The organism is Flammeovirga aprica JL-4, from assembly GCF_012844305.1.
Classification (GTDB): Bacteria; Bacteroidota; Bacteroidia; order Cytophagales; family Flammeovirgaceae; genus Flammeovirga; species Flammeovirga aprica.
Map to the genome: position 1 here is coordinate 1 of NZ_JABANE010000035.1, position 20,215 is coordinate 20,215.

At 37.3% G+C, this 20,215-nt stretch carries 12 protein-coding genes; 8 read left to right on the forward strand and 4 right to left on the reverse strand.

Going from position 1 to position 20,215, the window contains the following annotated elements:
• Positions 1–112: 112 nt before the first annotated feature.
• Positions 113–1,024 (reverse strand): Rossmann-like and DUF2520 domain-containing protein, encoded by a 912-nt coding sequence (locus HHU12_RS14070; protein ID WP_169657385.1) that lies wholly within the window; start codon positions 1,022–1,024, stop codon positions 113–115.
• Positions 1,024–2,445, reverse strand: coding sequence for an MBL fold metallo-hydrolase RNA specificity domain-containing protein (locus HHU12_RS14075; RefSeq protein WP_169657386.1), 1,422 nt, complete (start codon positions 2,443–2,445; stop codon positions 1,024–1,026). The genes HHU12_RS14070 and HHU12_RS14075 overlap by 1 nt, the downstream gene beginning before the upstream one ends.
• 677 nt (positions 2,446–3,122) lie before the next feature.
• On the opposite strand from HHU12_RS14075, the gene HHU12_RS14080 reads away from it, so the two are divergent.
• The 8 genes from HHU12_RS14080 (at position 3,123) to HHU12_RS14115 (ending at position 17,560) form a co-directional block, all read left to right on the forward strand.
• Positions 3,123–5,528 carry a TolC family protein gene (locus HHU12_RS14080; protein ID WP_169657387.1) on the forward strand — a complete coding sequence of 802 codons (2,406 nt, stop codon included), beginning with the start codon at positions 3,123–3,125 and terminating at the stop codon, positions 5,526–5,528.
• A 7-nt stretch (positions 5,529–5,535) separates the two neighbouring features.
• On the forward strand, positions 5,536–6,645 hold the full coding sequence (locus tag HHU12_RS14085; RefSeq protein WP_169657388.1) for an efflux RND transporter periplasmic adaptor subunit: 1,110 nt from the start codon (positions 5,536–5,538) through the stop codon (positions 6,643–6,645).
• A gap of 6 nt (positions 6,646–6,651) precedes the next feature.
• Entirely contained in the window at positions 6,652–9,756 is a 3,105-nt protein-coding gene (locus tag HHU12_RS14090) for an efflux RND transporter permease subunit (protein WP_169657389.1), read from the forward strand.
• Positions 9,757–10,194: 438 nt separating this feature from the next.
• Positions 10,195–11,544 (forward strand): xylose isomerase, encoded by a 1,350-nt coding sequence (xylA, locus tag HHU12_RS14095; protein WP_240970965.1) that lies wholly within the window; start codon positions 10,195–10,197, stop codon positions 11,542–11,544.
• A 211-nt stretch (positions 11,545–11,755) separates the two neighbouring features.
• Positions 11,756–13,177, forward strand: a complete 1,422-nt coding sequence (xylE, locus tag HHU12_RS14100; RefSeq protein ID WP_169657390.1) for a D-xylose transporter XylE — start codon at positions 11,756–11,758, stop codon at positions 13,175–13,177.
• A gap of 8 nt (positions 13,178–13,185) precedes the next feature.
• Positions 13,186–14,694: a xylulokinase gene (locus HHU12_RS14105; RefSeq protein WP_169657391.1), complete on the forward strand. Its 1,509-nt coding sequence runs from the start codon at positions 13,186–13,188 to the stop codon at positions 14,692–14,694.
• A gap of 8 nt (positions 14,695–14,702) precedes the next feature.
• Positions 14,703–15,377, forward strand: a complete 675-nt coding sequence (gene fsa, locus HHU12_RS14110) for a fructose-6-phosphate aldolase (RefSeq protein WP_169657392.1) — start codon at positions 14,703–14,705, stop codon at positions 15,375–15,377.
• 155 nt (positions 15,378–15,532) lie between these two features.
• Entirely contained in the window at positions 15,533–17,560 is a 2,028-nt protein-coding gene (locus HHU12_RS14115) for a transketolase family protein (protein WP_169657393.1), read from the forward strand.
• A gap of 191 nt (positions 17,561–17,751) precedes the next feature.
• On the opposite strand, the gene HHU12_RS14120 is transcribed toward HHU12_RS14115, so the two are convergent.
• Together HHU12_RS14120 and HHU12_RS14125 are read right to left on the reverse strand one after the other, a co-directional pair.
• Positions 17,752–18,891: a CaiB/BaiF CoA transferase family protein gene (locus HHU12_RS14120; protein ID WP_169657394.1), complete on the reverse strand. Its 1,140-nt coding sequence runs from the start codon at positions 18,889–18,891 to the stop codon at positions 17,752–17,754.
• On the reverse strand, positions 18,891–20,036 hold the full coding sequence (locus HHU12_RS14125; RefSeq protein WP_169657395.1) for a CaiB/BaiF CoA transferase family protein: 1,146 nt from the start codon (positions 20,034–20,036) through the stop codon (positions 18,891–18,893). The genes HHU12_RS14120 and HHU12_RS14125 overlap by 1 nt, the downstream gene beginning before the upstream one ends.
• Positions 20,037–20,215 lie beyond the last annotated feature (179 nt).

Consider the following 20,215-nt stretch of genomic DNA (forward strand, 5'->3'; position numbering starts at 1 on the left):
AATAAATCGTCATTCATAATATTACAAAGGTAGCAACATTATGGTCTGTGCCCAACTTTTGGTACTGACCCGATTTATTTTTGTCTTAGTACTTAGTACTTAAAACCATTTTTTATTCCTCAAGGTCGAGATAATCTTCATCTTCTTCAGATAAGGAGTTTCCCATTTCATTCAACTGTTCCTGAAGGTGTTCTTGTTCCTCTAATTCCTCTAGTTTTTTAATGACTTCCGCATTAACATATTGTCCTTTATTTTCTTGAATAGCATCAGTAAGGTGTTCATAAAGGTATTTGAATTTTGGATTGTCTTCCTCTAGGGTATCCAAATGTCTTTTGATAGTTTTGTGATCATGGCGAACAGCAGGCCCCGTTTGCCCTTCAATTGGTGAAGGAAGTGAAAAAGCTTTGTCTACCGTTTCTTGTACTAGAGGTTGTAATTCATGAAAGGATAATCCTGAGGTTTCAATGATTTGAGAAGAAACTTCCATAAGATAATTAGTGAAGTTACAAGCAAAAACAGCGGAAATGTGAAGCCTTTTTCTTTCATCACTATTAAGGTGAAAAACTTTAGGCGTTAAAATTTCAGCCAGTAGAGCCAATTGATCCAAAGCCGTTTTTGCGGTAGCGTCAATGCAAATAGGCACCTCACTGAATTTAATTTTCTTCTCAAAGGAGAAAGTCTGTAAAGGATAGAAAACACCTGTATACAGTGTGCTTCCAGATAAAACTTCCAAGGGAGTGCCACCTGAAGTATGTACTAATATTGCTTTATGGTTGGGTAGTTTAATATTGTCGGCCACATCCTGAATAGCATTGTCAGCAACAGCGATGATAAAAATTTCTGCAATACTGTTAGTGAAATCCAATTCATCCGTAGGACTTGCATCATAAAACTTTTTCGCCAGTTTTTTTGCGTGTTTTTTATTTCTGCTGTATACCTCCTCAATGACCACACCTTTATCCTCTAAAGCCGTTCCTAAGTGTGTGGCTACTCTTCCCGAACCTATTAAAGTTACCCTCATCATTATACAATAAATTCATGTCCCTTCTGAGGGATCACAACGTTTTTATATCCTAGATTTTCAATTCTTTCTTTAAAAGCAGTCATCGACTCTTCCTCTCCATGATTCAAGAAAATTTGTGTGACCTTCTCTTTATCTTGGTGTTTTATAAAACCTTGAAGGTCATTGACATCACCATGACCGCTGAAAGAATCAGTTTGTTCAATTTTACAGTTGACTTTTAAATCTTCATTACCAATTCTCAAATACCCTTCATTGTCTCTAAGTCTGGCGCCTAGCGTTCCTTCAGCAGAGAAACCTACCATTAAAACAGTAGCATAAGGATTTTCCATATTAGCTTGAATATGATGCTGAATACGTCCGCCTTCTAACATCCCAGAAGAAGAAATTATAATATACGGTTCAGTGTAATTGGAAATTGCCTTACTCTCATTTTGCTTTTGAGCATACTCAATATTTTCAAAATTAAATAAAGAATCATAGTCCTCTTTGAAATCCTTGGCTTCCTTATTCAGCAAATAAAGAAAATCTTCATAGATTCTATTACTCTGCATTGCCAATGGAGAATCAGCAAAAACTTTGATTCTTGGGAGTTTACCCGATTCAAAAAGTTTGTGTAATTCGAAAAGTACCGCTTGTGTCCTTCCAATACTGAAAGCAGGAATAATCAACCGGCCCGGAATATCAACACATGCCCTTTTAATGACGTCTTGAAGTTCAGCAGTAGAGTCCGCAATTTTTGAATGCTCTCTATTACCGTAAGTGGTTTCACAAATTACATAATCCACTTGTGGCATTTCTATAGGGTCTTGCAACAATGGATAATTCTTTCTTCCAATATCACCAGAAAATAAAAATGATTTAGTAGTGCCATTTTCTTCTACTTCAATAAGAATATGGGCTGCTCCCAAAAGGTGACCGGCCGGAAGGAATGTTACCCAAAGACCGGGTTTTATGTTGAACTTCCTTTTAAACTGAATAGGCACCACCTCTTTCATGGTGTCATTTACCTCTGAAGTGGTGTAAAGGTTTTCAGGAATAAAATTAAAATGGTCCAAGCTCAGCCCTTTCGACTTTCTTTTGCTGTAGGCTTTTAATTTTCTCTGATTGATACGTGCAGAATCGTCCAGAAGGATCTGAGTAAGTGCGGCAGTAGCAGAAGTACATAATATTTGCCCTTCAAAACCCTCTTTATACAAATTGGGAAGCTTCCCAGAATGGTCCAAATGGGCGTGCGATAATAAAACTACATTGACCAATGAAGCATCAAAAGGTAAAGCTGAAGTAGGGTATAACGGGTCTGATTCAGCCATATTTGCCATGTCTATCCCACAATCTATCAATATTTGATATCCATCATCCAAAGTCAGCAACGTCATACTTCCAGTTACCTGTTTGGCTGCTCCCCAAAATGTAAGTCTCATTAAGTTATTCTTATTTATAATCTAAAAGTCATACAAATTTAACATGAACGTTCACTTATTGAAGTAAAAACCAAAAATTATTTTACAAATGATGAGGAATTACAAATTCTATTATTCATTCAATTAAGGGCTACAATGTTGTAGGGCGCTATTTTTCAAATAGTTAAATGGAAGTTGTATTACATTTTTAAAGAACACTTGAGAGAGAATTGCATTACATATTCAAATTTAAATGAAATTTAGGCAGAAATAGAGTAGAAACTACCCTTTTGGGTAGTAGAAGTTTAAGCACAAGCAAATATATTTGTTATGTCGAAAATAGTTACTAGAAAGAACCTTACTTTCTAGTGAATCTGTTAGCTAAGTATATTAGATATCATATTGATTCTTTACCAAATTTGAAGAGCAGGATACTTATTGTAAAAGTATTCTGTTCTTTTTTTATGTTAAATATGTAACAGTGTAACTAAAAATTATTTTAATCTAAGATTTTTTGACATTATCCGAAGGTTACACTGTTTTTTTCTTCAATCTTAGTTTACATTTTTGTAGCTTATAACAAAGTGCTGTAAATAATATTATTCGATAGTTTTCTCAAAAAAGAATTCTATTAACAGAGATGTTTCAAACATGATTAACAACCTATACAGTACTTGAGGAAAAGATAACTACATAATATGTTTTACCTTACAAAGAACTTAACTTTATCAATAATCTTTTTACTATCTATTTCTTCTTTTTATACTCCAACAGCATTTAGTCAAGATCAGCCTCAAGACCTCACTATAGGTATTTTGTATGATGCTCAAGTATATAAAGAGTCTAAGTTTATTGATATTTTAGAAAAAGAAGTACCCGCAGTGATGGGATCTTCTTACAATGTAACCTTCCCAGATAAGTATCAGCTTTCCAGTGAATGGGATGATGATCGTGCACATGAACAATTCAAGCTTTTACAGACAGACAAAGAAGTAGATGTTGTAATTTGTTTAGGTGTGTTGGGGTCCACCATTGCCATTCAAAATAAAAATTTAACAAAACCCACGATCTTATGGGGAGTCATTGATCCAAAGGGGCAGGGTGTGCCTTTGACAGAAGAGGGAACAACTGGAATTCATAACCTGAATTTTATTCTGACCAGTTCATCACTAAAAACGGATATCATCACTTTTCATGATGCTATAAAATATGAAAAAATAGCCGTTTTGTTTGATGATTACATCCATCATCTGTATTCCCCAGCCAAACCACTCGACAGGATTGTGAAAGATATTGGTGTAGAATATACCGCATTTGGTGTGAAGCAGGATATTGATTCTCTATTAGCACAGATCGATACTACCTATGATGCCGTTTATGCCTCATTTATGTTTAAACTTTCAGATGAAAAGAAAAAAGAACTATTTGAAGCGCTTGCCGAAAGAGGTCTCTACGTGTTTACTGCAGAAGGTGAAGAGGGAGTGAAAAATGGTGCTTTGGCAGGGTTGAAAACGGAAGATAAATTTGATATCATTTCCCGTAGAATTGCCTTGAATATTGAAGCTATTTTTTATGAAAACACCAATGCCAAAGATCTTCCAGTAAGAGTGGATTATGAAGAGAAAATAGTATTGAATGCGGCTGTAGCAGGTCAGTTGTCTTATTTGCCAAAATGGAATGTCATTTTTAATGCAGAGTGGATTGATGCTGTACCTGAAGAAAGTGAACTTTTAAGTTTAGAAAATGTACTGGATGAGGCCATAGCTGAAAATATGAACTACAAAGCTTCTCAATTTGGAACCTTAAGTGGTGATGAACTCCGTAAAGTAGCCAACTCAGCTTTGATGCCCACAATCAGTGCTTCAATGGCGGGAACGTGGATTGACCAACCGACCGCCGACAGGGCTTTTGGAACAAGAGCAGAAAGGCAATTGTTAGGTACATTGGAATTGCAGCAGGTCATTTATTCAGAAAAAGTATTTGTCAATGCTAGAGTACAGAAATATTTGCAACAATCCAGAGAAGCAGGAAATGAGCAAGTCATGCTTGATGTAGTTTACCAGGTATCCATCGCTTATTTTAATTTATTGTATGCCAAAACTCAAATTCAAATCACAGAAAGGTATTTGGAATCCACAAAGCGAAACCTAGAAATAGCACAGCTCAGGGAAAATGTAGGGTATTCAGGTAATTCTGATGTGTACCGCTGGCAATCCAATTTGGCACAGTCTGAACAACAAGTGATTGATGCGAATTTACAAGAAAGGCAACAAATGCTGGTGCTGAATAGCTTGCTGAATAGAGACATGAGTTCACCTATTTTTGTGAAAGATGTAGAATTGACGGATGGTATTTATGCTGGCTTAGCTTCTGAAGGCATGGCGAATTTAGTAAAAGACCCCATTTCCTTATTGATCATTTCTGATTATGTGGTAGACAGAGCAGTGCTTCAGCGTCCTGTTGTACAGCAATATGCCGCACAAATGTTAGCCATACAACGTCAGCAATCCTCAGACAGCAGAAACAGATTTATTCCCGAAGTCGCATTGCAGGGCTCTTATAACCGGTTTTTAGCACGAGGGGGAAGCGGTACAGAGTCCATCACAATTCCTGGTGGAGCAACAGGCTTGGATCCATTGGATCAAAACTGGAATATTTCCATTGTAGCCTCTATTCCTTTGTTTTCTGGTTTTCAGAAGAACAGAAATTATCAGAAAACGAAGTATGATAAACTGCAGTTAGAAGCTCAGCAACAACAAATCAATCTTGATGTGGAGAAGGAAGTGAGAAGTGCCCTCTATGAATTGGCAAGTACAAGTACCAATATCACAAATTCGAGAGAGGCGATGGAAGCGGCCCAGAAAAACTTTGAAATTGTAAGAGACAATTATTCCAAAGGAAGAGTTTCGATTATTGAACTGATTGATGCACAAAACAACGCGTTTGAGTCTGAACAAAATGCGGCGAATGCTGTGTATCAGTTCCTTCAATCGTCCATGAAAATACAAAGGGCTGTGGGCACTTTCAGCTTGCTCCAAACGGATGAGGAAAGAGAGCAGACCACAGAAGATATCAATGAATTATTACAAAAATTAGATAGATAATATCCTAATGAAAAATACGATCACAAAACTATTTATTTTCTTAGGCTTTGTACTGCTAATAGGAAGCTGCTCCAAAGAAGAAGAAAAACAGGAAGAGGTTATCAGACCAATTCGTTATGCTCAAGTTTACTTTTCTGGAGGGGAAGCATTTCAAACTTTCGCAGGTGTATCAAAAGCCGGTACAGAATCTCAATTGAGTTTTAGAGTTAGCGGTGTCCTGACCAGCATCAATGTAGTAGAAGGTGATGTGGTGAAAAAGGGACAGTTGATTGCCACTATCGATGATTCAGATGCTAAAATCGCATTTCAGCAAACTGTAGCCCAAACACAAAGTTCGAAAGTACAGCTTGAAACAATGAAAGCAAATTTAGACAGAACCAAAAAGCTCTACGAAGCCAATAACGTTTCACTTTCTGAGTATGAACAAGCAAAAAATTCTTTTTCTTCAGCAAAGGCAGCCTATAAAAACAGTCAGCAAACTGAAGATTTGAAAAGAAGAGAACTTAGTTATTATAAACTTTATGTTCCTATGGATGGTATTATTGCTGAAAAAATAGCTTCCAGAAATGAGAACATCATGGCAGGAAACCCGGTAGTAAAATTTGCTTCGGGCAATGATCTTGAAATTAAGGTGGGTATTCCTGAAAAGTACATTTCCAAAATTAAAGTAGGTGATAAAGTAGATGTGGCTTTTACGTCGGTGAGTGGCAAAAAATTCAAGGGGAAAGTGACAAAACTATCTTATGTGGCTGATGTCTCTTCCACATTTCCCGTGACAGTATTATTAGATGCTAAATCACAGAATGTAAGACCGGGTATGTCTGCCAATGTTACTTTTCAAGTACAGCAAAAATCTTCTCAACCTTATATGATTGTGCCTGTTGATGCTGTTGGTGAAGCTGTTGATGGGCAACGTTTTGTCTACACGGTGGAGCGCTTAGATGATAAAACTGGAATTGTGCATTACAAAACAATTCAAATCGGTGATATAAGTGGAAAGGGTTTTATAGTCGAGAAGGGATTAAAAGAAGGTGAAATGGTGGTGACAAGTGGTGTCACAAAAATCAGTGATGGTTTGAAAGTGAAGTTCCTTAAAAAGTACCAACAGAAGATTTAGAGCAATATGAATATTACCGAATTTTCAATAAAATACAATGTACTCACGCTTACACTTGTGGTGCTATTGGGCTTTCTTGGTTTTCAAACTTATGAAACCATGCCAAGGGACAGTATGCCTCCGTTTACCGTAAGGTTTGTTTCCATTATCACAACTTATCCTGGCGGTTCTCCTGAAAGAGTAGAAATGCTGGTCAGTGATAAAATTGAAAAACAACTGCAACAAGTTTCAGAATTAAAATCCATTAAATCGGAGTCTAGAAATAATGTATCTATCATCACTTTGGAAATTAAAGAGATGTATACGGAGATGCAACCTATTTATGATAAAATCAGGAGAAGAGTAGATGAAGTGACGCCTGATTTGCCAGACGGTTGCAGTGTACAAATTAAAGATGAAGATATAGTAGATGTTTTCGGAGTGATTTATTCCATCACTGGCGACGGTTATTCTTACAAAGAGCTTTATGATATAGCCAAAGATGTAAAAGATGGTTTGATCAAACTGCCCAATGCAGCAAGAGTAGAAATTGTTGGTGAACAGGTGGAAAATGTTTTTGTTGAGTTTGACAATGCGGCCGTTTCTAAATACGGTTTGACCACTAATATGATCAAAAATGCAATTGCCAATACCAATATCATTTTCCCTGGGGGTGATGTGAAGTTTGGTACAGAACGTATAATTCTTGAACCTACCGGGAGTTTTGAAACGGTAAGTCAGATTGAAAAAGTGGTGATTCCTTTACAGAATGGGCAATCAGTGCATCTAGGAGATATCGCTAAAATCAGAAGAGGTTATAAAGACCCTCCGGAAAGTATTGTGACGGTTTCAGGACAACCTGCCATTTCTTTGGGTGTGAAACTAAAAGATGGAGGAAATATCGTACAGCTGGGGCAGGAAATTGATGAGAAAATCAGATATTATCAACAACAGTATCCGTGGGGTATTGAGTTTACCAGAACGGCTTCTGCAGATTTATATGTTGAATCATCTGTAAATAGTTTTGTCAGTAACCTTATACAATCAGTAGCTACGGTACTTGCAGTAATGTTTTTGTTTTTAGGTTTAAGAACGGGCCTTGTTGTTTCGGCACTGATTCCATCCACAATTGTCATCACTTTTGTCATTATGGGCTTGTTGGATGTAGGTCTCAACCAGATATCATTAGCGGCTTTAATTATGGCATTGGGGATGTTGGTAGATAATGCCATTGTAATGTCCGAATCCATAATGGTAAAAATGGAAAGAGGAGCTAAGGTATATGATGCAGCAATTGATTCAGCCAAGGAACTAATGGTACCGCTATTGATTTCTACCCTCACTACCTCAGCGGCCTTTTTAGCTTTTTACTTAGCACAATCCACAATGGGTGAGGTAGTCGGCCCTATTTTCGTTGTGATTACAATAGCATTAGTAAGTTCATGGGTGATGTCTATCACTTTGATTCCGCTGCTTGCCATCTATTTGATTAAGGTAAAACCGAAAGATGCATCAAACGAAACCGAAAAAAGTAATTTTGATAAATTGATGGGGTATTATCAGCCTTTTTTAATATGGAATCTAAAGCGTCCATTTTTGTTTATCGGCATTATTGCACTTTGTTTCTTGTCCATGACAAAAATAGCCCCTCATGTGCCGTTTATTTTTATGCCTGATTCCGATAGGGCATTGGTCACAGTCAATTTAGAACTCCCAATGACTTCAGATATTTCAGTGACAAAAGATGTGGTGGCTGATGTAGATGAATACTTGAAGCGATTTTTATTGACAGCTGAACAGGCTCAGAATGGAGAAGAAGGGATTTTGGATTATACTTCTTATGTAGGTGAAGGAGCTCCCAAATATGATTTGGGTTATCAAGCACCTGAAAAATCATCTTACACCGCCCATATTTTGGTCAATACTACTTCAAATGAATTCAATCAAGTGGTGATTGATAGTCTGGACTTGTACTGTTTCAATAATTTTCCAGATCTGCAACCAAGAATCAAACGTCTGGGAAGTGCAGGCGGGGCCGATAATCCTATAGAGGTCCGTATTTCAGGAAGAGACCCTCTTGTCCTTTATGATTTGGTCAATAAGGTAAAAGCAAAATTGGCGGAGACACCGGGTACAAAAGATATCAATGACGATTGGGGTTTGAAAACCAAGAAATTTGTAATCAAAATTGATCCAGACCGTGCAGAATTGGCAGGGGTGACGAATCAGGATATTGCCATGTCAATGCTGACCAGTATTTCGGGTGTGGAATTAGATCGTTATAGAGAAGACGATGAGTCAATTCCTATTATGATGAAAGACAATCACAAAGGAGAGTATACTTTAAGACAGCTTGAATCTATCAACATCTATTCTCAGATGAATGGCAATAATGTACCTTTAAAACAGGTAGCAGATATTATTACCGATTGGCAGTTTACAAAAGTGAAGAGATACGACCTTTTCAAAACCATCACCGTTACGGCAAATGTCGCAAAAAATACAACCTCCAGTGAGGTGATGAATCAGATAACGCCTTGGCTGGAAGAAAATCAGAAAGAGTGGGATACTGGTTATTTTTATGATTTTGGTGGAGATATTGAAAAAACAAAATCAGGCATAGGTTCAGTGGTCGCATTCTTACCACTGGCATTCTGTATTATTGTACTGCTTTTGGTAGGTCAATTCAATTCAATCAAAAAATCACTGATCATTCTTTTCACTATCCCAATGGGAGCTATAGGAGTTTATTACGGCCTTTTTATTGCCAATTCATATATGGGATTTTTCGGATTCCTTGGTTTGGTATCTTTGGCAGGTATAGTGATCAACAATGGAATTGTACTGATTGATAGAATCGAAATAGAATTAACAGAAAATAAAAGAACACCACCAGATGCCATTGTAGCGGCCGCCACAGAACGTTTCAGACCTATATTATTGACAACCGCTACTACAGTATGTGGTCTTATCCCATTATGGTTGGGTGGTGGAATTATGTTTGAACCCCTCGCTATCAGTTTACTGTTCGGTTTATTATTCGCAACGGTACTTACGTTAGTACTCGTACCTGTTTTCTACAGTTTATTTTACAAAGTGAAATTCAAAGGATATGATGGTTCCAATCTTTGATTAATTTGAGTTAAGAGTTAAGAGTTAAGAGTTAAGAGGGAAAAGGGAAGAATTGTACTTGTTGTAGCCCATACAGTCTACCTTCAATTTTGGTAGAATGTTAGTTAGCATTGCAACGTCCACTGTGGACCACCATAAAAACCACTTTCAGTGCCATATCACGGTCTATTTTCTTAACTCTTAACTCTTCATTCTTAACTCATTACTTTTTACCCAAATTATCCCTTTTCTTCTGTCCTAGAACTTTGCTCTTTTTCTATAAAAACATTCATTTTTCCACTTTTTTAAAGTTCCGGGAGCGGTTGCGAACACGGTTTCATCTCAGAAACAAGTGTAAATATTTGTGATGAAATGGCCTTTCGAGCTAAATAGCAGTCGTAGATCAAAAACAAACAATAGAAAATAAATTAGTTCAAAGGAATTTTTTTAAAGTAAGAAATGATGAATACAACTTTAGAATCAAAAGTAACTTTGGGTGACGTAGAACACTTCAAAGGCATCGAGAAAATCAAGTATGAAGGTCCTGAATCGAAGAACCCTTTAGCATTCCGTTTTTATGACGAAAACAGAGTGGTAGCTGGTAAAACAATGAAGGAGCACTTCAAATTTGCGGGGGCTTACTGGCATAACATGTGTGGCGAAGGTTCTGATCCATTCGGTCCAGGTACACGTTTATTTCCTTACAAAGACATTAAAGATCCTGTAGAGAAAGCGAAAGTGAAAATGGACTTTGCTTTTGAATTCTTTACAAAGTTAGGATTACCTTACTACTGTTTCCATGACTTCGATTTAGTAGACGAAGGTGGATCAGTTTTAGAGTCAGAAAAAAGATTAGAAGCAATTGTTGACTATGCGAAGCAAAAGCAAGCAGCATCTGGCGTGAAGTTATTATGGGGTACGGCAAACGCATTCTCTAACCCACGTTACATGAACGGTGCTTCTACTAACCCTGATTTCAACGTTGTAGCTCAAGCAGGTACTCAAGTGAAAAATGCCTTAGATGCAACTATCGCATTGGGTGGTGAAAACTACGTATTCTGGGGTGGTCGTGAAGGTTATATGAGTCTGTTGAACACAGATATGAAGAGAGAGCAAGAGCACATGGCTCAGTTCTTACATATGGCAAAAGATTACGCTAGAAAGCAAGGATTTACAGGTAACTTCTTTATTGAGCCTAAGCCGGCTGAGCCATCAAAACATCAATATGACTTTGATTCAGCTACAGTATTAGGTTTCTTAAAACAATACGGTTTAGATAAAGATTTCTTCTTGAACTTGGAAGTAAACCACGCAACATTGGCTAACCATACATTCACTCACGAATTACAAGTGGCGGTTGATGCTGGTAAATTAGGTTCAATTGACGCGAACAGAGGTGATTACCAAAACGGTTGGGATACGGATCAATTCCCGAACAACTTATACGAAATCATTGAGGCGATGTTGATCATCCTTCCTGCTGGCGGTTTCCAAGGTGGTGGAGTTAACTTTGATGCAAAAGTTAGAAGAAACTCAACTGATTTAGTAGATATGTTCTACGCTCATATCGGTGGTATGGATATTTTTGCAAGAGCATTACTTATTGCAAATGATATTTTAGAAAATTCTGAATACAATCAGTTGCGTACTGATCGTTATTCGTCATTCGATAGCGGTGAGGGTAAATTATTCGAAGATGGTAAATTATCATTAGAAGATTTAAGAAATATTGCAATTAAGACAGGAGAACCAGTTCCTACGAGCGGTCGTCAGGAATACTTCGAAAACTTGATTAATTTATATATTTAATTGAAGGTTAGAAGGACAGTTGATGGATTATTTCATCAATTGTCCTTTGTCTTATCAAAACATAAGGCAGTAAAACACAAAAGCAACTACTATTCAAAATTACTCTGGCTATGAGTATTTATTAAGAGTAAGACAAAAATACTATTACACTTTGTCAGACAGGGTCGTGAAATGAGCTGATAAAGTTTTAAAACTAAAGAAAGAAACTGAAATGGAAGAGAATCTATTACTTAGAAATGAACAACCTGAAGAAGTGACTGAAAAAGAAGGAAAGGTTGATTTTAAATTTATTTTGATCGTAACACTTGTAGCGGCACTAGGAGGTCTGTTATTTGGTTATGATACTGCTGTGATTTCTGGTGCAATTGGGTCATTAGAAAAGTTTTTTGGACTGACAGCAGCACAAAAAGGTTGGGCAGCCTCAAGTGCCTTAGTAGGATGTATTGTAGGGGCAGGTATGGCAGGTAGATTGGCGAATCAGTTAGGTAGAAAGAAATCACTGATCATTGCAGGTGTTTTGTTTTTTATCTCAGCGTTTGGTTCAGCTATTCCAGAGTCATTTACAGTATTTATTATTTTTAGAATTATAGGGGGTGTAGGAGTAGGTATTGCTTCTATGTTATCTCCAATGTATATAGCTGAAATCGCACCTTCTGAGTACAGAGGGCGATTGGTGTCATGTAATCAGTTTGCCATTATTTTTGGTATGTTGGTGGTGTATTTTGTAAACTATTTTATTGCATTACAAGGTGATACTACATGGAATGAAGCAATAGGATGGCGTTATATGTTTGGATCAGAATGTATTCCTGCAGTATTATTTACAGGATTATTATTTATCGTTCCAGAAAGCCCGCGTTGGTTAGTGATGAAGAATAAAGAACAGGAAGCTTTAGTGATTTTAGAGAAAATTTCAACAAATGCTTCTTTGAAAATAAATGAAATCAAGCACTCATTACATCAAGATCAAAATCAAGCGAAAGTGAGCATTACAGAGCAACCTTTCTTGATGATCGTTGTAATTGGTGTAGCGTTATCAGTATTCCAGCAAATTACGGGTATAAATGTATTCCTTTATTACGCACCGGAAATTTTCAAACAATTGGGTGGAGGAAATACAGATACAGCATTACTACAGACTATTGTTGTTGGAGCGGTGAACTTACTTTTCACAGTAATTGCCATTTTCTCTGTAGATAAATTCGGTAGAAAGCCATTGATGATGGTTGGAGCCTTAGGAATGGGCGTGTGTATCTCAGCAATTGGTACTGCCGCTTATTTTGGAAATACTGATGTTTGGTTGTTGTTCTTTGTACTGGGTTATATCGCATGCTTTGCTTTATCATTAGGACCTGTGACTTGGGTATTGTTATCAGAAATTTTCCCGAACGCCATCCGTTCTACTGGTCTTGCAATTGCAGTAGCTTTCCAATGGATATTTAATTTTATAGTCTCTCAAACTTTCCCGATGATGATGGATAATGATTATCTGTTTTCAACTTTCCACGGGGCATTCCCATTCTGGGTATATGGAGCGATGTGTATGGTAACTATTCTTTTCGTTTGGAAAATGGTGCCAGAAACGAAAGGGAAATCATTAGAAGAAATGGAAACAATTTGGGATAAAAAATAATAAATGGTATGCAGTTTTTAGGTTTAGATATAGGAAGTTCTTCCGTAAAAGTATCGGCAATAAATGAGTTGGGTGAAGTAGTAGCATCAGCACAGTATCCTGATCAAGAAATGAAAATTGATGCACCTCAGCCTGGTTTTGCAGAGCAAGATCCAGCAATGTGGTGGGATGCTATACAGCAAGGAATTGCAAGATTGCATAATGATGATGCTTTTACTCCAAATGAAATTGGTGCAATTGGTATCACTTATCAAATGCATGGTTTGGTGATGGTGGATGAAAAGCAAGAAGTGATTCGTCCTTCAATTATCTGGTGTGATAGCCGAGCTGTAAGTATTGGAGAGGAAGCTTTTAAAGCATTAGGAGAGAAGTTCTGTCTTGAAAACTTTATGAACTCGCCGGGTAACTTTACTGCATCAAAATTAAAGTGGGTGAAAGAAAATGAACCTGAAAACTTAGCCAAGTGCTATAAGTTTATGCTTCCTGGCGATTATATCGCTATGAAACTTTCAGGTGTTATCAATACTACAATTGGTGGTTTGTCGGAAGGTATTCTTTGGAATTTCAAAGAAAATAGATTGAATACTGAGCTGTTAGAGCAATACGGTATTTCTTTCGATCTTGTACCAGAAGTGAAAAATACTTTTGACCAACATTCTACAGTAACTGATGAAGTGGCCGTACAGTTGGGGTTAAATGCAGGTATTCCTATCACTTACAAAGCAGGCGATCAACCTAATAATGCCTTGTCATTGAATGTGTTGAACCCAGGTGAAATTGCAGCTACTGGAGGTACTTCGGGTGTGGTTTATGGTGTGACTGAGGAAACGAAATGTGATTTGAAATCGCGTGTAAATCCTTTCGCCCACGTAAATCATAGAGAAGATCTAAACCGTTTAGGCGTATTATTATGTATCAATGGAACTGGTATTGCCAATTCATGGTTGCAGAAAAATATCGCTTCTAACTGTTCTTATGAAGAGTTGAATGAAAAAGCACAACAGTCGCCAATCGGTAGTAATGGTATTAGTTATTTACCGTTTGGAAATGGAGCGGAGAGAGTATTAGAAAATCAATCTATTGGAGCATCTTATGCAGGATTGGACTTCAACAGACACGATCAAAAAGATATGATCCGTGCTACTCAAGAAGGGATTGTGTTCTCATTCCAATATGGTATTGAAGTGATGAAAGAGATGGGCTTAGATCCAAAAGTGATCAGAGCGGGACATGCCAATATGTTTTTGAGTCCATTATTCAGACAAACGTTAGCCAATATTGCGAATGCACCTATTGAGTTAGTGAATACTGATGGTGCAAGAGGAGCGGCAACAGCTTCAGCAGTGGGGTCAGGACATTTCAAATCTTTTGAAGAAGCATTTAAATCTTTAAAAGTATTGGAAACAATCTATCCTCAAAAAGAAGAACAAGAACAAACAGAAAAAGCTTACCAACTTTGGAAGAAAGAATTAGTTAAGCATCTGAATATAGATCAAAATATTTTACAATCTAATTAAACAAAGCAATGAAATTTTTTATTGATACAGCGAACTTAAACGACATTGAGCAAGCGTATGACATGGGTATTTTGGATGGTGTAACTACCAACCCTTCTTTAATGGCAAAAGAAAATATTGTTGGAGAAGAAAACATTATTGCTCATTATAAAAAAATCTGTGATATCGTAGAAGACAAGGTATCTGCAGAAGTGTTGTCAACAGATTTAGAGGGAATGATCAAAGAGGGTGAAATGTTAGCGGCTATCTCTCCAAAAATCGTAGTGAAAATACCTATGATCAAGGACGGTTTAAAGGCAATTAAACATTTCGCTAAAAAAGGAATCAGAACAAACTGTACTTTAATTTTTTCAGCTGGACAAGCTTTATTAGCAGCAAAAGCTGGAGCTACATATGTGTCTCCATTTGTAGGTAGATTAGATGATATTTCACAAGATGGTATGGTATTGATTGAGGAAATTAAAACAATTTTCGACCAATATCCTGAGCATTTGAATACAGAAATTTTGGCTGCTTCAGTGCGTCACTCAATGCACTTATTGAACTGTGCGAAACTAGGTGCAGACGTTGCTACATGCCCACTTAAAGTATTTGAAGCATTATTAAATCACCCTCTAACAGACAAAGGTTTAGCTCAATTTATCAAAGATGCTGAATCAATGACTGCTGTGGTAGAGGCTTAATAAGCATAGATAAAAGGCAGAAGTAAAGTAGGGTAAGTGTTGTGTCCACTTTACACTGTCGAATCTATAAATTAACTATTACAAATTGAGAAGAGAAATGTGGAGTTGAATTCACATTTCTCACAATTACTCCTTACTCTTTATTAAATAAAAACATGACTTCAATAGAAAATAAGTGTGCGGATAACATAAGAATTCTATCAGCTGCAATGGTAGAAAAAGCAAAATCTGGTCACCCTGGAGGAGCTATGGGTGGTGCTGATTTTATCAATATCCTTTACAGCGAATATTTAAAGTTTGATCCACAAGATCCACATTGGCATGCAAGAGACCGTTTTTTCCTAGATCCAGGACATATGTCGGCGATGCTTTATGGTCAATTGGCTTTGTTGGGCAAATATTCAATTGAGGAATTAAAGCAATTCAGACAGTGGGGAAGTCCAACTTCAGGTCACCCGGAAGTGGACGTGGATCGAATGATTGAGAATACATCAGGACCGCTGGGTCAAGGTCATGTATTTGCAGTAGGTTCTGCGATTTCAGAAAGATTCTTATCTTCAAGATTTGGTAAAGTTGTAGAGCATAAAACATATGCTTACATCTCTGATGGAGGTATTCAAGAAGAAATTTCACAAGGTGCGGGTAGAATTGCAGGTCACTTAGGTTTAAGCAACTTGATTTTATTCTATGATGCAAATGATATACAACTTTCTACAACTGTAGAAGAAGTTACTACAGAAGATACAGCGAAAAAGTATGAGGCGTGGCATTGGAATGTCATCACAATCGACGGTAACAATGCTACTGAAATTAGAAAGGCATTAGACAAAGCACACGAGGAGAAAGACAGACCAACCTTGATTATTGGTAAAACAATTATGGGTAAAGGTGCGGTTCAAGAAGGTGGAGAGAACTTTGAAGGAAAATGTTCTACACACGGTCAGCCTCTTTCAAAATCAGGTGCAAGCTTTGAGCAAACTATTAAAAATTTAGGGGGAGATCCTGATAACGCTTTTGAAATTTTTGATGAAGTAGCTTCTTATTATCAAAAGGTAATTGATATTAAAGAAGATCAAGCACGTCAAGCAAAAGCACAGGAGGAAAGCTGGAAAGAGGAATACCCTCAACTAGCGGAGAAGTTGGAGAAATTCTATGCAAGAGATACTTCTAGTGTAGATTGGGCAAATATTACACAAGTAGACGGTGCGGCAACAAGAGCGGCTTCAGGTAAAGTGATGTCTCACTTAGCTACACGTTTAGATAATATGATCGTTGCTTCTGCCGATTTAGCAGATAGTGATAAAACAGAAGCGTTCTTGAAGAAAACAACAGCATTCCAGAAAGGTGATTTCTCTGGTGCGTTCCTTCAAGCAGGTGTTTCTGAATTGACAATGGCAGCAATTATGGTAGGTATGGGCTTACACGGAGGTGTGATTCCAGTTTGTGCTACATTCTTCGTATTCTCGGATTACATGAAGCCGGTATTAAGAATTGCTTCTCTGATGAAAACACCAGTGATCTTTATGTGGACACACGATTCATTTAGAGTAGGTGAGGATGGACCAACGCACCAACCGATTGAGCAAGAAGCGCAACTTCGATTATTAGAAAAATTAAAAAATCACTCTGGGAAAAGAAGCTTTATTGCTTTGCGTCCTGCAGACTGTTATGAAACGACCGAGGCATGGAAATTTGCAGTAGAGTCAATGGACCGTCCTGTAGGTTTGATTTTCTCAAGACAAAATATAAATGAAGTGGCTCCAAGCGCTCAACGTTTGGAAGACCAGTCGAAATTAACGAAAGGTGGTTATATCGCTGTTCAAAATGGTGAAGCGGTAGATATTCAATTAATTGCGAACGGATCTGAAGTAGGAACTTTGGCAGAAGTTGCAAAAATATTGAAAGCAAAATATGACCTTTCAGCAAAAGTTATTTCTGTTCCTTCTGAAGGACTATTCAGAGATCAGCCAAAAGAATACCAAAATGAAGTGATTTCAGAAGGTGTAAAATCTGTTGGTTTGACAGCTGGATTACCGATCACTTTAGAGCAGTTGGTAGATGGAGAGGTTTATGGTTTAGATCACTTTGGTTATTCAGCACCTGCTTCTGTGTTGGATGAGGAGTTTGGTTTTAATCCTGAAGGGCTAGCAGAAAAAATAGTACAAAAATTAGAAATGGTTTAATAAACAAATAGATTCTGCGATAAGAATTATGGAAAGGGGTTTACAATTCACGAACCTAAGCCAGTAAATACCTTTCCGGTTTTACTCTACAAAATGGATCCTCATTGAGGATCCATTTTTTTTTGATCTAAAATTCAATATAAAATTCAACTATTTAATTTACTTCTAAAATATATATTTCAAATATGCTCTTATAAAAACTCAGCAGTAATACTATTATTGTTTTCACCAAGAAAAGGAGACCCTTTCGTATTTTTAATCACTTTACCATCAATTTTAATAGGACAGCGCGTAGTTTGATATTTATAATTGTCTGACATTTCAACGGTTTGTAGCATGTCTAGTACCTTAAATCCATCATGCTCAAAAAGTCTTTCCCAATTCATCACATCGGCGCACCAAATATCTGCGGGTTCTAAAATTGAAAGCCAATGTTCAGTTGTATTCGTTTTCAAATGATTGGCCAATTTTTGTTTGATTTCATCTCTTTGATCATACCAAGAGTTGAATTCTTGATACTCCAATAAGTCAGGACAATCTAACAATTCACCCAACTTAGGAATAGCTCCCATGGCTAGTGAAAGAAAACCGTTGGACGTTTCATAAATTCCATATGGAGCACCTAAATAAGCATGTGCATTATTACTTTCTGTTCGTTGCGTAGGTTGCCCTCCGTCATGATAAAAAGTAGTCACGGTTTCAAATTGAAGGTCAAGCATTGATTCAAGCATGTTGACACTCACTTTACAACCTTTCCCTGTTTTTCCTTTTTGAACTAAACCCGCTAAAATTCCTTGTGCCAGATGTCCACCCGATAACATATCCGCCATAGCTAAACCCAATGGAACAGGCCCTTTATTGGCATTGCCACTTAATGTTGTAACACCCGAAATTGCTTGAATTAGCAAATCCTGACCCGGCTTCTTTTTCCAAGGGCCTTCTGTACCATAACCGGAGATTTCACAGTAAACGATATTGGGATTTAAATCTTTAACAGAGTCATAGTCTAAACCTAATCTTTGTATCACTCCAGGTCGGAAGTTGTGCACCAATGCATCTGCTTTTGATATCAATTGCTGCACTTTTTTCTTATCAAGATCATTTTTTAAATCAGCACAGAAGCTTTCTTTATTTCTATTGATTGCCCTGAAGATAGATGACTCCCCGTTCATGTTTACATTTGAAATATACATTGAACGACAAGAATCACCCGTTTCCGGCTTCTCCACTTTTATTACTCTAGCACCAAGATCGGCGAGTTTTAAAGTACAGCATGGACCGGAAAGGTATTGGCTGAGATCAATAATGAGTACGTCTTGTAGTGGTTTCATTACATTAAATTAAATTCTTTTGAAATCTGTTCAGTATGTTCACCCACACGAGGAGCTGCAGTTTTTGAGAACAGCTTTTGATCGTTGATTTGAATGGGAGATCGGGTAGTATGTACTTTTTCACCATTGGTCAGCGTAACGACCTGATCAAAAGACAACACTTTGTAACCTTCATGTTCGAGAAGATTTTTGTAATCCAATACCTCAGCACACCAAATATCTTCAGCCTCCATTTTCTTGATCCAATATTCAGATGAATGAGAGGCAAAAAAGTGCTTTAAAATAAACATGATTTCATCTCTATTTTCAAACCATAAATCAGGATCTTGGTATTGCAGAAGTTGTTCGCATTCCAATACCTCACCTAGTTTAATCAATGATCCCATGGCTAACACAATATGCCCATCGGCAGTAGGGTATACTCCATAAGGGGCACTTAAATAGGCATGAGCATTTCCTTCTTTTGATCTTTCAGGCAGGGCTTTTGGTTCATTTAAGTAGGTAGTGATTACCTCAAATTGGAAATCAAGCATTGATTCTAAAAGACTCACTTCAATTAATGCCCCTTTACCAGTTTTATTTCTTCTGACTAATCCCGCCAAAATTCCTTGGGTTAGGTGAGTGCCACAATAAATATCAGCTACGGCCAATCCCATTGCAGTAGGCGTGTCATTTCTATCACCGGTAAGGTAAGTAAGGCCTGAAACACTTTGTGCCAAAAGGTCTTGTCCTGGTTTTTTTACCCAAGGCCCTTCAGTACCATATCCCGTGACCGAAGCGTAAATCAGTGCAGGGTTGATTGCTTTGACAGTGGTATAATCCAAACCAATTTTTTCCATTACGCCAGGTCGGAAGTTATGCGTCATTACATCGGCTTGAGCGATCAACTTTTTGACGTTTTCAAGGTCTTCAGGATCTTTCAAGTTGGCCGCATAGGATTCTTTATTTCGATTGACAGTATGAAACACCAAACTGCTATTGTCAACAAAAAGGTTTTTGATTGCGATTTGCCTTCCACCTTCACCATGGATTGGGCGTTCTATTTTAATCACTCTAGCCCCTAAATCTGCCAATTTTAAGCCAGCGGATGGGCCGGCCATAAATTGACAAAATTCAAGTACTAGAACTCCTTCTAATGGAAGCATTTTATATAAATTAAGATTGTAAAATGCACTGTAAACTAAGTTATCATCAACTATCAATTGATGGTCCTACTATCATTTTAGGTCCTACTTTCAATCATCTTTCTTCTTCATTTTTGTCTTGAAACAAAAACGAAGCAAAAAATTCAAGGCTTAGAAGTCAAAAGCTAAATTCCATTCCT